This window comes from Erythrobacter sp., from assembly GCA_019739335.1.
Taxonomy (GTDB): Bacteria; Pseudomonadota; Alphaproteobacteria; order Sphingomonadales; family Sphingomonadaceae; genus Alteraurantiacibacter.
This window is the reverse complement of record CP073261.1, coordinates 2,180,688-2,194,272: the sequence shown is the minus strand read 5'-3', so window position 1 is coordinate 2,194,272 and position 13,585 is coordinate 2,180,688. Positions and strand designations below refer to the sequence as shown.

12 protein-coding genes and 1 pseudogene are annotated in these 13,585 nt (G+C 64.6%); 9 read left to right on the top strand and 4 right to left on the bottom strand.

The features are described 5' to 3' along the window. The first annotated feature begins 67 nt into the window (after positions 1-67). Positions 68-790 carry a hypothetical protein gene (locus JY451_10745; GenBank protein QZH74208.1) on the top strand — a complete coding sequence of 241 codons (723 nt, stop codon included), beginning with the start codon at positions 68-70 and terminating at the stop codon, positions 788-790. A 110-nt stretch (positions 791-900) separates the two neighbouring features. On the opposite strand, the pseudogene JY451_10740 reads toward JY451_10745, so the two are convergent. Beyond that, positions 901-2,166, bottom strand: a pseudogene (locus tag JY451_10740) (cytochrome b/b6 domain-containing protein). Between the two features lie 136 nt (positions 2,167-2,302). On the opposite strand from JY451_10740, the gene JY451_10735 reads away from it, so the two are divergent. From JY451_10735 to JY451_10715, 5 genes are all read left to right on the top strand, one after another. Next, positions 2,303-2,716, top strand: coding sequence for a holin family protein (locus JY451_10735; protein QZH74207.1), 414 nt, complete (start codon positions 2,303-2,305; stop codon positions 2,714-2,716). A 107-nt stretch (positions 2,717-2,823) separates the two neighbouring features. Next, on the top strand, positions 2,824-3,258 hold the full coding sequence (gene aroQ, locus JY451_10730; protein ID QZH74206.1) for a type II 3-dehydroquinate dehydratase: 435 nt from the start codon (positions 2,824-2,826) through the stop codon (positions 3,256-3,258). 127 nt (positions 3,259-3,385) lie between these two features. Then, positions 3,386-3,838: an acetyl-CoA carboxylase biotin carboxyl carrier protein gene (gene accB / locus JY451_10725; protein QZH76685.1), complete on the top strand. Its 453-nt coding sequence runs from the start codon at positions 3,386-3,388 to the stop codon at positions 3,836-3,838. 8 nt (positions 3,839-3,846) lie between these two features. After that, on the top strand, positions 3,847-5,211 hold the full coding sequence (accC, locus tag JY451_10720; GenBank protein ID QZH74205.1) for an acetyl-CoA carboxylase biotin carboxylase subunit: 1,365 nt from the start codon (positions 3,847-3,849) through the stop codon (positions 5,209-5,211). Then, a complete protein-coding gene (locus tag JY451_10715) occupies positions 5,204-6,145 on the top strand; it encodes an NAD(P)H-binding protein (GenBank protein ID QZH76684.1) in 942 nt (313 codons plus the stop codon). Before accC ends, JY451_10715 begins: the two co-directional genes overlap by 8 nt. On the opposite strand, the gene JY451_10710 is transcribed toward JY451_10715, so the two are convergent. Beyond that, on the bottom strand, positions 6,142-6,606 hold the full coding sequence (locus JY451_10710) for an Lrp/AsnC family transcriptional regulator (protein QZH74204.1): 465 nt from the start codon (positions 6,604-6,606) through the stop codon (positions 6,142-6,144). The two genes, JY451_10715 and JY451_10710, sit on opposite strands and share 4 nt — an antisense overlap. Positions 6,607-6,809: 203 nt before the next feature. On the opposite strand from JY451_10710, the gene JY451_10705 reads away from it, so the two are divergent. Together JY451_10705 and JY451_10700 are read left to right on the top strand one after the other, a co-directional pair. Further along, entirely contained in the window at positions 6,810-8,462 is a 1,653-nt protein-coding gene (locus JY451_10705) for a HAMP domain-containing histidine kinase (GenBank protein QZH74203.1), read from the top strand. A 35-nt stretch (positions 8,463-8,497) separates the two neighbouring features. Further along, the gene (locus JY451_10700; protein QZH74202.1) at positions 8,498-9,490 is read left to right on the top strand and encodes a polysaccharide deacetylase family protein; all 993 of its coding nucleotides are present in this window, start codon (positions 8,498-8,500) and stop codon (positions 9,488-9,490) included. 6 nt (positions 9,491-9,496) lie between these two features. Here JY451_10700 and JY451_10695 read toward each other — a convergent pair whose 3' ends face one another. Further along, positions 9,497-10,705 carry an aminotransferase class I/II-fold pyridoxal phosphate-dependent enzyme gene (locus tag JY451_10695; GenBank protein QZH74201.1) on the bottom strand — a complete coding sequence of 403 codons (1,209 nt, stop codon included), beginning with the start codon at positions 10,703-10,705 and terminating at the stop codon, positions 9,497-9,499. Positions 10,706-10,794: 89 nt separating this feature from the next. On the opposite strand from JY451_10695, the gene JY451_10690 reads away from it, so the two are divergent. After that, positions 10,795-12,069 carry a glycosyltransferase family 39 protein gene (locus JY451_10690; protein QZH74200.1) on the top strand — a complete coding sequence of 425 codons (1,275 nt, stop codon included), beginning with the start codon at positions 10,795-10,797 and terminating at the stop codon, positions 12,067-12,069. Between the two features lie 366 nt (positions 12,070-12,435). On the opposite strand, the gene JY451_10685 is transcribed toward JY451_10690, so the two are convergent. Beyond that, the gene (locus JY451_10685; protein ID QZH76683.1) at positions 12,436-13,530 is read right to left on the bottom strand and encodes a glycosyltransferase family 2 protein; all 1,095 of its coding nucleotides are present in this window, start codon (positions 13,528-13,530) and stop codon (positions 12,436-12,438) included. Positions 13,531-13,585: the final 55 nt, after the last annotated feature.

The following is a 13,585-nucleotide window of genomic DNA, read 5'->3' as shown; positions in this document are numbered from 1 at the left end:
CACAAGCGCGGGCCACTTCACGTTTTTTCTTTGCGCCCGCGCTGTGCCTTGCGCGATAGTGATCGGCATGGGGGATTTCACGCTCGCCGACAGTTTCGAGGTGCAGGAGGTGCCAATCGGCAGCGCGTTCGAAAAGGTCGCGGTGATCGACGGGGTGCTGCGCGACTGGCAGGCCCTGCGCGCTGTGGCGGCGGGCGCGAAATTCAGCGATGTTGGCCAGAACGGCGGCTTCCCCGGCCTCCGCGCACCGCTACCCGCTACTTATGTGAAGGCGCTGCTGCAACGGCTGGACCCGCTTATCGGAGAACTGTTCTTCCCCGGCAGGGCGATGAAGCTCACCCGCTTCGACTGCAATTTCTCGCTGGTTACTTACCCGCCCGCACGGCTGCACCCACGCCAGAAATTGCCGCATGTCGATGTGGCGGACGGCGACCGGATCGCGCTCCTGCATTACCTGTGCCCGGCGCATTTCGGCGGCACTGCCTTCTATCGCCATCTGGCCAGCGGGATGGAGTGCGTGGACTTGGCGGATCGCGAGGCCTGGCTTGCCGTGATACGCGAAACCATAGCGGGCGATTTGCACGGCTATCCGGACGATGCGACGCCGGGTTTTACCCGCATCGCCAGCTTCTCAGCGCGGCCGAACCGGCTGCTCGCCTATCGCAGCCACAACCTGCATAGCGGGGTTATCGATCGACCTGACCTGCTGAGCGAGGAGCCAATGGTTGGCAGGCTGACGGCGAATTTCTTTCTCGAATACGCCCCACTCGACCCACCCCGCTCATCCTGAGCCTGTCGAAGGATAGCCACCATGCTCCCCGGCTGGGCCGATACTGTGGCTGTGCTTCGACAAGCTCAGCATGAGCGGGCAAGGAATGGATGGCGTCACCCAAATGCGCGTCACCGACTCGCCGAAAAGGCGAAGTTCACGCTGACATTCGCGCCCAGCCCCGCCGCATTCTCGCCCGTACCGACGCCAAAGGCATTGCGATCGATCGTCGCGCTCCCCGTCACCTGCCGCTGCGCGCCTTCGCCCTCCAGCGTGAAGCGGATCGCCTGTGGACGGCTTGCGCCCTTGAGCGACAGCGTTCCCTGCGCCTCGTACCGCCCGCCGCCGAGCGAACGGACCGAAGTGCTGCGCCATGTCGCCGTGGGATTGCTCCCCGCAGCGAGGAACTCCGCGCCGCGCAGCATGGTGTCCTGCGTGGCGTCGCCCATGCTGGCGCTGGCAAGGTCGATATCGATGGCGATGCGCGCGGTCTGCGGATTGTCGGGATCCATCACGATGTTGCCACTCCAGCGCGCGAAACTGCCGTTCATCGCGCTGCCGGCGTTGTCGACCGAGAAGCGCAGGGTACCGCCGGGGCGGATGGTCCATGCAGGCGGGGGACCGGCGGCGGCAGCGCTCGCTTCGGCTTCAGTTTCGGCTTCGGCTTCAGGCGCGTCCTCCACAACCTCCGCCTCAGCGGTCGCTCCGCTTTCAGGTTCTGCGCCTTCGGCTTCACCATCAGCTATCCGCGCCAGGTCGCTGGACGGCGTAGCGGCCACCGGCGCGGCTGGCTGCTCCGCCCGTTCGCTGCCGACATTCATCAGCACCACCAGACCGAGCACCACCACCACCCCGCCCATCAGCAGGGCAAACCCGCCGCCGCCACTCGGCGACATCCGCGCCAGCAGCCGGTCCTTCATCAGGAACTGGTGCCGCAACGCCCCAACCACGTGGAGCACGAACAAGGCGATCCCGCCCCATGCCAGCAGCTCGTGGCTCTCCTCGAACAGCTCGCCCAGACCGTCGGGCAGCGGCAGGTGCGGCAGCGGCACCACGCCGAACAGAACGGTTGGCACCTTGATTTCGGCAGTCGAAACCAACGCCCAGCCGGTCAGCGGCAGAGCGATCATCACCACGTAGAATCCCGCGTGGACCGCGCTCGCCAGCCAGCCGGTGAAGCCGCGTTCGGCAGGCGGCGGGCGCGTGCCGCCCATACGCCAGCGCCACCCCAGCCGCAGCACGCTCAGCGCGAGAATGGTGACGCCGATTGACTTGTGCAGCTGGTACAGCTCGAACCCGCTGGCATCCTTCGGCATGGCAAAGCCCAGTGCCATCTGCCCGGCCAGCGCGAGCGCAATCAGCCAGTGCAGCAGGATCGCTCCACCCGAATAGCGTTGCTGCGCCTCGTCCACCGCTTGCTCCCTGTCCAGCAGCGCCACGATATCCGGCAAAGGCGCAGGAGCAAGCCCCTTTCCTACACTAACCGTTTTGGTTCACATATATAAGGTTTACAACCGCAAAGGAACCCTGCCCATGCCCCTCATCGAATCGCTCATCGGCCCTATCGCCTCCATCATCGACAAGATCATTCCCGACAAGGAAGCACGCGACCGGGCCAAGCTCGAACTCATCCGGCTCGAAGGCACGCAGGAAATGGAGCAGGTCGAACAGCGCCTCTCCGCGATCATCGCCGAAGCGCAAAGCACCGATCCGTGGACCAGCCGCGCGCGCCCCAGCTTCCTCTATGTCATGTACGCGATGATCCTGTTCGCCATGCCGATGGGCGTGCTCGCCGGGTTCAATCCGCAGATGGCTGGGGATATCGGCGCGGGCATGAACGCCTATCTCGCGGGCCTGCCCGAACCGCTCTACGCGTTGTTCGGCACCGGCTATCTCGGCTACACCGCCGCGCGCCAGTGGGGGAAGGTGAAGGGGGTGGACAAATAGCTTCCTGAACCCTGTAACATCCGGTCCAAGTCTCACGTGCGCACGCCTGTGGACGCCGACATGCTTTGTCCTTGGCCCCTCCGGCAAGGAGGGGCTAAGGGCATGGCATGACCCAGACCGTTCTCGTCCTCAACGGACCCAACCTGAACCTGCTCGGCACGCGCGAACCGGAAATCTACGGCGCGGAGACGCTGGACGATGTCGCCGCGCGGCTGGAGGACAAGGCGCTGGCGCTCGGCCTCACCGTCGATGTGCGCCAGTCGAACCACGAGGGCCACCTGATCGACTGGCTGCACGAAGCGCAGGCCGACGGGGCCAAGGCGGTGATCCTCAACGCGGGCGCGCTCACCCACACCAGCCTGGCGCTCTACGATGCGATCAGGGCGATCCGCACGCCGGTGATCGAAGTGCATATCTCCAACCCCGCCGCGCGCGAGGCCTATCGCCATCACAGCTATGTCGGCATGGCGGCCTTGGGTTCGATCTGCGGGTTCGGGGTCTACGGCTACGAACTGGCGCTGGAAGCCGCAGCCCGCCTGTAGCGCGCCGCACTTGCCCCACACACTTGCCTTACGGCGCGAGTGGTTCTAGCCCCGCCCGCAATCTGATTACCTACGCATTGGGGATTGCATGTCCGACAAAACTGGACCCACCACCCGCCGTGGCGGCATGAACGTCGATCCGGCACTGGTTCGCGAACTGGCCGATATGCTGGCCGAAACCGGGCTGACCGAAATCGAGGTTGAGGAAGGCGACCGGCGCATTCGCGTCTCACGCGCCGCTCCCGCCGCAGTGGCTGCGCCGCTGGTGGCAAGCGTGGCCGCCGCTCCGGCATCCGCAGCTGCGCCTGCGCCCGCTGCGCCTGCCGCGGAAGCCAAGCCGGACAACGCCAACGCGGTGAAATCGCCGATGGTTGGTACGGCTTACCTCACGCCCGAACCCGGTGCTGCGAACTTCGTCGCCGTGGGGGATCAGGTGAAGAAGGGCGATACGCTGCTGATCGTCGAAGCGATGAAAGTGATGAACCCGATCACCGCCCCGGCGGACGGATCGGTGCAGGCGATCCTGATCGACAACGGCGCGCCGGTCGAATTCGGCCAGCCGCTGGTCGTGGTCGCCTGAGGCGCGGCATGGGCATTTCGCGTATCCTGATCGCCAATCGCGGCGAAATCGCGCTGCGCATCCACCGCGCCGCGCATGAAATGGGGATCGAGACGGTAGCGGTCCATTCCACCGCCGACGCCGATGCCATGCATGTCCGGCTGGCGGACCGTGCGGTGTGCATCGGGCCGCCTGCGGCGAAGGACAGCTATCTCAACACTGCGGCGATCATCTCGGCGGCAGAAATCACCGATGCCGACGCGATCCATCCCGGCTACGGCTTCCTTTCCGAAAACGCCCAGTTCGCCGACATTGTCGAAGCGCACGGCATCAAGTGGATCGGCCCCAAGCCCGAACACATCCGCACCATGGGCGACAAGGTGGCGGCCAAGAAGACCGCCGGCGCGCTCGGCCTGCCGCTGGTACCCGGCAGCAATGGCGCGGTGTCGGACTTCGACGAAATGCGCCGGGTCGCCAAGGAGATCGGCTATCCGGTGCTGGCCAAGGCCGCAGCCGGCGGCGGCGGGCGCGGGATGAAAGTCATTCCTGACGAAGCCCAGCTCGAAGCGCTGGTGAAGCAGGCGATGAGCGAGGCCAAGGCTGCCTTCGGCGACGACACCATGTACCTCGAAAAGTACCTCGGCAATCCGCGCCACATCGAATTCCAGGTGTTCGGCGATGGCGAGGGCAATGCAATCCATCTGGGGGAACGCGACTGCTCACTGCAACGCCGCCACCAGAAGGTCTTCGAGGAAGCCCCCTCCCCCGTCATCACCCCCGAAGAGCGGGACCGGATGGGCGGCATCGTGGCCAAGGCGATGGCCGACATGGGCTATCGCGGTGCGGGGACGATCGAATTCCTGTGGGAAAATGGGGAGTTCTTCTTCATCGAGATGAACACCCGGCTGCAGGTGGAACACCCTGTCACCGAAGCGATCACCGGGATGGACCTGGTGCGCGAACAGATCCGCATCGCCGATGGCAAGCCCCTGTCGGTTACGCAGGAAGACCTGCGCTTCACCGGCCACGCCATCGAATGCCGGATCAACGCGGAAGACCCGTTCACTTTCGCCCCCAGCCCCGGCAAGGTCAGCTATTACCACGCGGCGGGCGGGATGCACGTGCGCGTCGATAGCGGACTCTACGCGGGCTACACGATCCCGCCCTACTACGATTCGATGATCGCCAAGCTGATCGTCTACGGCCGCACTCGCGAAGGCTGCCTGATGCGCCTGCGCCGGGCGCTGGAGGAAATGGTGGTGGAAGGCGTGAAAACCTCGATCCCGCTGCACCAGGAACTGATCCGCCAGCCCGACGTGATCAGCGGCGACTACACGATCAAGTGGCTGGAAGAATGGCTGGAAAAGCGCGCGGCGGAGGCTGGCGATAGCTGAACCGGCAGAGGTGGGCCGCAAGCGCGTCCTGCTGTTCGGCGCCAGCGGGACGATCGGGCTTGCAACGGCGAAGGCGCTGCTGGCGGATGGTCATGCGGCTACGTGTGTGTTGCGCGGTTCGGCTTCGGGCTTGGCGGTGCGGGAGGAGCTTGAAGCAGCCGGGGCGCAATGTCGCATCGGTGAACCCGACAGCGATCTGGCCGGAGAGCTTTTCGACTGCGTAATCTCCTGCCTCGCCTCGCGTAGCGGGGAACCAGCCGATGCTTGGGCGGTGGACTACCAAGCCAATGCCGACACCCTCGCGGCGGCCAAAGCGGCGAGTGTGCCGCACATGATCCTGCTCTCGGCGATCTGCGTCCAAAAGCCATTGCTGGCGTTCCAACACGCCAAGCTCGCCTTCGAGCGCGAGCTGGTGGAGTCAGGCCTGACGTGGAGCATCGTCCGCCCCACCGCCTTCTTCAAATCGCTGTCCGGACAGGTCGAACGAGCGCGGCGCGGCAAGCCTTTCCTGCTGTTCGGCAACGGCGAACTCACAAGTTGCAAGCCGATCAGCGATGGCGACCTCGGCCGTTACCTCAGCCGCGCAGTGACGGACGCGGCGATGCACAACAAGGTGCTCCCCATCGGCGGCCCCGGCCCGGCGATCACGCCAAAGCAGCAGGGCGAGAAGCTATTCGAACTGCTGGGCCGAGAACCGCGCTTCCGCCACGTTCCGGTTGCCATGATGGACGCGATTATCGCGTTACTCAGCGTGGCAGGCCAAATCTCCCGCCGCGCCAAGGCCAAGGCCGAATATGCTCGCATCGGGCGCTATTACGCCACCGAGTCGATGCTGGTGTTCGATCCGCTGACTGGCGAATATCGCGCCGATCTAACGCCCGAAACCGGTAGCGAAACTCTGTTTAGTCACTACGCGGAACTGCTGCACCCCTAATCCAGCGGCACGCCCGGCTGGTGTTTGGCAGTACGGATCGTCAGCGAAGTCTTGACGCTCGCAACATTGGGCGCGGGTGTCAGGCGGCTGGTGAGGAATTCCTGGAAGCTTTGCAGGTCGCGGCTGACGATCTTGAGGATGAAGTCGATCTCGCCGTTGAGCATGTGGCATTCGCGCACTTCGGGAAGGGTCTTCACGTGCTCTTCGAACGCGCGCAGGTCTTCCTCGGCCTGGCTGCGCAGCGAAACCATGGCGAACACGGTGATTGCAAAGCCCAGCTTCGAGGCATCGAGATCGGCGTGATAGCCCTTGATCACCCCCGCCTCTTCCAGCGAACGGACCCGGCGCAGACACGGCGGCGCGGTGAGGCCGACACGGCGCGCGAGATCGACATTGGTCACCCGCCCTTCGGCCTGCAATTCCGCCAGCAGCCTGCGATCAATCGTATCGAGCGTAGCCATCGCCCTCGTCCCCTGTGGTTCGCGCAAGCCTGTGTGCGCTTCGTGTAACATCCCGCACGAAATGGAGCGCCGGACAATATGATTATTCTGTATGCCCGCAATTGTCCCTTTTTGCAACGCACCCCGCAGCGTGCATGTGCGCGGGCGCAGCACGGTCTATTGGCGAAGCAGGAAAGTGTTAACCTTTGCCAGACCGGAGCCCAATGCAGTTCGACGATCGCCTCGCCACGGTGCTGCGCACGCGCGCCCAGAGCGATGCGGTGCTGCGCACGCAATACCGGCAGTTGCTCGACCTGCTGGGTACGGCGACCGAGGCTAGCGAACCGCAACTGCGCGGAGAAGCCTTCGCCAAGCTGGATGAACTGGCAAAGTCCCTGCCGCAGGAAGACCAGTCGCGAATCCTGCGCGAACCCGGCCTACGGCTTCGCAATCCCGAACTGGTGCGTTTTCTCGCTGTCGGAGAAGCGAAGCCTGCTGCGTCGGCAATGGCCACCGCGCGGCTGACTGAAAAAGAGTGGCTGGAAACAATCCCGCAGCTGCCCGTAACCGCGCGCGGCTTCCTGCGCCATCGACGCGATCTTTCGCCACGGGTGAAAGATTTGCTGGTGCAGTTGGGCGTCGGCGATCTGGTCCTGCCGGAACCAGACCACGCCCGCATCGCACGGATCGCGACGGTCGAGGCAGGGCCGGCCCCCGCCCGTTCGCTTGCGCCTGCGGCCAGCGAGGGCATCGGAACACTGCTGCGACGGATCGAGGCGTTTCGCGAGCAACGGCGAAACCAGCCAAACGCCCCGCGCCTGCCGCTTGACCAGCAGGCAGAAGCTCGCGAGCTCACCACGGTCGAATTCGCCAGCGATGCTGAAGGTATCGTGATCTGGGCCAGCGAGGAAGTAGCGCCGCTGATGGTCGGGATGCAGCTGACTTCGCCGCATTCCGGGCAGCTCGCCATTCTTGATAACCGTATTTCTACCGCCTTGGCCGCGCATCAGCCCCTCCACGCGGTACCGCTCACTATCGATGCAGCGCCGGAGATTTCCGGCGAATGGCGGCTGGATGCCGCGCCGCTGTTCGAGTCGCTGCGCGGCAGCTTTATGGGCTATCGCGGCTGCCTGCGCCGCCCCGTCATCAGCGACGCAGCCCCACAGGATAGCGAAGCCGACCGGATGCGGCAGGTATTGCACGAATTGCGCACCCCTGTGAACGCCATCCAGGGATTTGCCGAGATCATCCAGCAGCAGATTTTCGGCCCCGCCCCACATCAGTATCGCGCCCATGCCGCTGCGATTGCCGTAGATGCGGCAAAGCTTCTCGCCGGGTTTGATGAGGTTGACAGGCTGGTCAAGCTGGAAGGCCGCGCGATGGCACTGGAGCCGGGCACCAGCGATCTGCGCGCCTCCATCGAAGAAACCTTGGAGCGGCTGCAACCAGCCTTGCGCTCACGCAATGCCGAATTCTCGTTGAAGGTCAAAGGCCACGGCCCTTTCACGATTGCGCTGGACCGGAGCGAAGCACTGGTGTTGTGCTGGCGCTTGCTGGCCACGGCAGCCGGAGCGCTGGCTCCCGGCGATCACGCGCGACTGGTCCTCAGTTCCGACGGTTCGCTGATCCGGCTGCGCCTGAAGGCACCCCGACCGCTGTTTGCGGACACGAGCGCCCAGATCGGCGAAGTCCGGCGGCAGCGTGCTGTGAACGCGGGCATGTTCGGCCCCGCCTTCGCGTTCCGCCTCGCCCAGGCCGAAGCGACGGCGGCGGGCGGTCAACTAATTTGTAAAACAAATCGCGTAACGCTCGTCGTTCCCGCCTTGACCGCCTCCAGCGGCGAACCTAGCGCGGACACGGGACGCATCGGCGGGTAATTGTCCGCCATCGATTTTGGAGAAGTGTTTTGGCGATGCGGAGTCTGCTCGATCCGCCGCTGGCGATCAGTCGCGCCCGATTCCGGGACCGGATTCCGCGTTTTCTCCTGACCGTCGATACCGAAGAGGAGTTCGACTGGGACAAGCCGCTCACCCGCGATACCCACGGCATCGAGCATGTCGGGAGGCTCTCCAAGTTCCAGGAATTCTGCGAGCACGAGAAAGTCGTGCCGATCTATCTGGTCGACTGGCCCATCGCGAATGCGCCGATGGCGGCGGAAATCCTGGGCGATCCGCTGGCCGATGGTCGCGCCGAAATCGGTGTGCAGTTGCACCCGTGGGTAAACCCTCCGTTCGATGAAGAAGTGACGCAGGCCAATTCCTTCGCCGGAAATCTGCCGCACACCCTCGAGAGAGCCAAGCTTTCGCGGCTGCGCAACGCTATCGAGGCAAACTTCGGCATCGCCCCGCTAATCTATCGCGCCGGTCGCTACGGGGTCGGGTCGAATACCGCCGAACTGCTGGTGGAAAACGGCATTGCCGTAGACACCTCGGTGCGGGCCAAATTCGATTACTCGGCAGCGGGCGGCCCGGATTTTCGTCGGCACCCCGTCCATCCGTACTGGGTTGACGACGAACGGACGCTATTGGAACTGCCGCTGACCACTGCGTTCTGGGGAATGCTGCGGAAGCAGGGCGATTACATTTACCCACGGCTTTGGCGCGCTCCCTCACTGCGCGGGATTTTGGCGCGGCTCGGCATCCTCGAACGCGTGCCGCTGACGCCCGAGGGCGTGAGTGTCGAGGAAGCCATTCGCGGGATCGACATGGCGCTCGACGATGGGGTGCCACTGCTGGTGTTCTCGTTCCACAGCCCTTCGCTACGCCCCGGCGACACGCCCTATGTCCGTAGCGAACAGGATCTCGACAGCCTGTATGACTGGTGGCGGCGCGTGTTCCGTTACCTCGAACAGCGCGGGGTCAAGCCGTCAAGCGTCAAGGACGTCATGAACGCGGTGGAGCGGTAAGGGACTCTACAATCCCACGCGTCCCAGTGCCTGATCCAGATCCTCGATCAGGTCGGCCACATCCTCCAGTCCCACGTTCAGTCGCAGCATCCCGTCTTCGATCCCTGCCAAGGCGCGGCCTTCGGCGCCCATGTTGTAATGCGTCGTGCTCGCGGGATGGCACATCAGCGATTTGGCGTCGCCGATGTTATTGGAGATGTCGATCAGCTCCAGCGCATTGCACAGCGCCATCGCCTGTTCCTGCCCTTGCGGCGCGAACAGCGCGAAGATCGGTCCGGCGGCGACCATCTGCCGCTGGCACAGGTCATGCTGCGGATGGCTCGGCAAGCCGGGGTGAAGCACCCGCAGCCCGCGATCCTCAAGGAACTGCGCCACCTGTAGCGCACTGGCACTCTGCGCCTGCGCCCGCAGCGGCAGCGTTTCCAATCCTTTCAGCACCACCCAGGCGTTGAACGGCGCGCAGATCGGGCCGGTGTTGCGCTGGAACGGGCTGAGCTTCTCGTCGATCCACTCGCGGCTGGCGCAGACCGCGCCTGCCATCACCCGCCCCTGCCCGTCCATCAGCTTGGTGGCCGAATAGGCGACAACGTCCGCGCCGTAATCGAGCGGGCGCTGGAGCACCGGGGTGGCGAAGGCATTGTCCACCACGCTGGTGATGCCCCTTGACCGGGCGAGGCTGCAGACAAATTCCAGATCGACCAGGTCCATCGTGGGATTGGCAGGGGTTTCGAAAAAGAACGCCCTGGTGTTCGGCTGCACCGCAGCTTCCCACGCGGCATTGTCGGTCCCGTCGATGGCGGTGTGGGTGATGCCAAAGCGATTGAGCACGTTGTCGAGAATCCAGCGGCATGATCCAAAGGCCGCGCGGCCCGCCACCACGTGATCGCCCGCGCTGAGCATGCACAGCAAGGAGGAGGTCATCGCCGCCATCCCGCTTGCCTGCACCAGGCACGCCTCGGCCCCTTCCATCGCGGCGATGCGCTGCTGGAGCATTTCGACCGTCGGGTTCTTGAATCGGGAGTACTGCATCCCGCTCGCCTCGCCCGCGAACCGCGCGGCGACTTCCTCCGCCGAATCGTAGGAGAAGCCGCTGGTGAGATAGAGCGCCTCGCTCGTCTCGCCGTGTTCGCTGCGCATGGTACCCGCGCGCACGGCCTGCGTTGCGGGGCGCCATTTGGCGGTAATCGCGGGATCGGTTCCGGTGGTCTTTTTCATATCGGCTGGCGGTTTAGGGGGGCGAGGGGCGTTTGCCAATTGCCCTTGCCATTGCGCTCGTCATTGCGCTTGCCTATCGCTGACCCGGCATGAGCGATGCGCCGACCCATCCCCGCGATCCGCTTGTCTGGAACGGCCTGATCGCGCTGGCGTTTGGCGCATTGGCGCTGGTGCGGATCGGCATTCCGACCGCGCCCTATTTCGACGAAGTGCATTACCTGCCCGCCGCCAATGCGGTGCTCGATCTGACCTTTGCCACCAATGTGGAACACCCGCCACTGGCCAAGCAGCTGATCGCGCTGGGCATAGTGTTGTTCGGCGACAATGCCACCGGCTGGCGGCTACCGAGCGTGCTGTTCGGCACGCTGGCGCTGTTCGCGGCGATGCGCGCGGCGTGGTTTTCCAGCCAGACCCGCGCGGCCAGCCTGCTGACCGGGCTGTTCGTCGCGACCAATTTCCTGCTGTTCGTCCACGCCCGCATCGCCATGCTCGATGTGTTCATGGTCGCCTTCCTGATGGTGGCGCTGTGGATGTTTGCCGGCGCGGTGCGCGAGAACGAGACCGGGCGCTGGCGGCTGATCGTCTGCGGGGTGGCGCTCGGCTGCGCTATGGCGAGCAAGTGGAACGCCATTCCCGTCGCGGTGCTGCCGGGGCTGGCGTTCTTCTTTGGCAGGCTGGCGGCGGGGCGACGGCGGTTCCTGATGTCGGCGCGCGGCTGGCCTGTGGCGGGGATTCCGCTGTGGGAAGCAGGGCTGTGGCTGGGGCTGCTGCCCTTGGCGGTCTATGCGCTGACCTTCTGGCCATTCCTGTTCTGGACGGTGCCATCGGGCGATCCCACCGGGCTGATCGACCTGCACCGCCAGATGCTGGCGCTGCAAACGCAGGTGCCCGAACCGCATCCGTACCAGAGTGTGTGGTGGCAGTGGATCGGCAACAGCCGGGTGATCTGGTATCTCTACGAACCCATCGACGGGGCGCAGCGCGGGGTGATGCTGATCGGCAATCCGGTGACCATGTGGTTCGGCCTGATCGCGCTCGGCTGGTGCGGCTGGGCGGGCTGGCGCGAGAAGCGGCGCGACCTGCTGGCGCTGGTGCTGCTCTATGCGGTCAGCATGGCGCTATGGGTGATCGCCCCCAAGCCGGTGCAATTCTACTTCCACTATTTCCTCCCCGCGATGTTCCTTTCGGGCGCGCTGGCGCTGGCGGTGGAACGGCTGTGGCAGCGCGGCGAGCGCTTGGTGCCCTGGGCGATGGTGCTGGGAGCGCTGGGGTTCTTCGTGTTCTGGTTCCCGATCCTGACCGCCGCGCCGCTGGATGGGGAGCAGGGGTTTCTGACCTGGGCTTGGACGGCGGGGTGGCGGTGATGTTGAGGCAGGCATTCTTTTTATTGCTTGCTGTGGCATTGCCCGCATCAGCTATTTCGCAGACCGCCGAGAGTCTCTTTGATTTAGGTGAATGTCCGCAGATCACTCCCGCTGAACTTCCGGGGACAGAAGATTGGCATCCGGCTCATCATTTTGAAATGGATATACCCGATCCTTTCGTGGTCGCGGTTCGGTGTTCAGTAGGTGAAGGAGGTCGCTTACAGAATTGTGAGGCACGCACCGAGATGCGGCATTCGCTACGTGACCTGCAATTCATCGAACGGTTTGTGATGCGAACAAGAGTGTCCGATGCGCCACGACCCTGCGGAAGGACAGCGCTAACGCTGAACACACCAGCGTCTGACCCTACCTGAACCGCCCCCACACGAACTTGCTCGACAGCGCGTAATTCCACACGCTCGCGATCACCACGCCCACCAGCGCGGCCACCCACCAGAGCACGCCCTGATCGTTGAGCACCGTCGCCACTGCCACGTTCGCGAAGGCGCCAACCGAGCAGGCGCCGCAGAATTTCAGCCAGCCCCAGAACAGCCCGTCGGCCCCACCCAGCTTCTTGTCGCGATAGGTGAGCAGGTTGTTGAGCCAGAAGTTGAAGGTCATCGCCACCATCGTCGCGATGGCCTGCGCCCAGCCGAAGCCGATGGAATCGGGCCAGTAGATCGCCGCCAGCACCGCCATGTGGACGAACACGCCTAGCCCGCCGACCATCCCGAACAGCACGAACCGCGTCGGCACCCAGCGGCCGAAATAGCGTTCGGCGAGGCCCGCAACGAAATCGAGCACCACTCCGTGATCGAGCTTGCTTTCTCCGGCCATGCGTTCGGCGAATTTCAACGGGAATTCCTTCACTCTCAGGCGCGGCTCGGCGGTCGCGAGGATGTCGAGCATGATCTTGAACCCTATGCCCGAAAGGTTGCCAGCTTGCTTACGCAGCTGCTCGGTGCGGAGCAGGAAGAAGCCACTCATGGCGTCGGTCAATTCGGTGCCGGTGAGCTTGCGGGCGAGAGCATTGGCAACGCGGCTGCCCTTCTCGCGGCCCTTGGAGGAGAGGCCATCGGCATTGCCGCCTTCGGCAAAGCGGCTGGCATAGGCGAGGTCCGCCTCGCCCGATTTCACCGCCTTGAGCATATCGACCAGCAGCGCCGGATCGTGCTGGTGATCGGCATCCATCACCGCCACGAAAGGCGCGGCGGTAGCGCACATGCCCTCGATCGCGGCGCTGGCGAGCCCGCGGCGGCCGATGCGCTGGATTACCCGGATGCGGCTGTCGGTGCGGCCAATGCGGCGCGCTTCCTCGGCAGTGCCATCGTGCGAATTGTCATCGACGAACACCGCTTCCCAACCGGTCGGGCCAAGTGCTGCTTCCAGCCGCGCGACCATCGGCGCGATGTTGGCGCGCTCGTTCAACGTGGGCAGCACGACCGCGAGTTCGAGCGGCATGGCGGCGGCTTCGGCCTGGGCGTGGAGGTGGTTAAGGCTCATGTCCATGCAGCCG

What these genes read in the sequence shown, in the direction of transcription:
- accB (QZH76685.1), top strand. Translation starts at nt 3,386, where the DNA reads ATGAACGTCGATCCGGCACTGGTTCGCGAACTGGCCGATATGCTGGCC.
- accC (QZH74205.1), top strand. Translation starts at nt 3,847, where the DNA reads ATGGGCATTTCGCGTATCCTGATCGCCAATCGCGGCGAAATCGCGCTG.
- JY451_10690 (QZH74200.1), top strand. Translation starts at nt 10,795, where the DNA reads ATGAGCGATGCGCCGACCCATCCCCGCGATCCGCTTGTCTGGAACGGC.
- aroQ (QZH74206.1), top strand. Translation starts at nt 2,824, where the DNA reads ATGACCCAGACCGTTCTCGTCCTCAACGGACCCAACCTGAACCTGCTC.
- JY451_10710 (QZH74204.1), bottom strand. Translation starts at nt 6,606, where the DNA reads ATGGCTACGCTCGATACGATTGATCGCAGGCTGCTGGCGGAATTGCAG.
- JY451_10705 (QZH74203.1), top strand. Translation starts at nt 6,810, where the DNA reads ATGCAGTTCGACGATCGCCTCGCCACGGTGCTGCGCACGCGCGCCCAG.
- JY451_10745 (QZH74208.1), top strand. Translation starts at nt 68, where the DNA reads ATGGGGGATTTCACGCTCGCCGACAGTTTCGAGGTGCAGGAGGTGCCA.
- JY451_10700 (QZH74202.1), top strand. Translation starts at nt 8,498, where the DNA reads ATGCGGAGTCTGCTCGATCCGCCGCTGGCGATCAGTCGCGCCCGATTC.
- JY451_10735 (QZH74207.1), top strand. Translation starts at nt 2,303, where the DNA reads ATGCCCCTCATCGAATCGCTCATCGGCCCTATCGCCTCCATCATCGAC.
- JY451_10695 (QZH74201.1), bottom strand. Translation starts at nt 10,705, where the DNA reads ATGAAAAAGACCACCGGAACCGATCCCGCGATTACCGCCAAATGGCGC.
- JY451_10685 (QZH76683.1), bottom strand. Translation starts at nt 13,530, where the DNA reads ATGCCGCTCGAACTCGCGGTCGTGCTGCCCACGTTGAACGAGCGCGCC.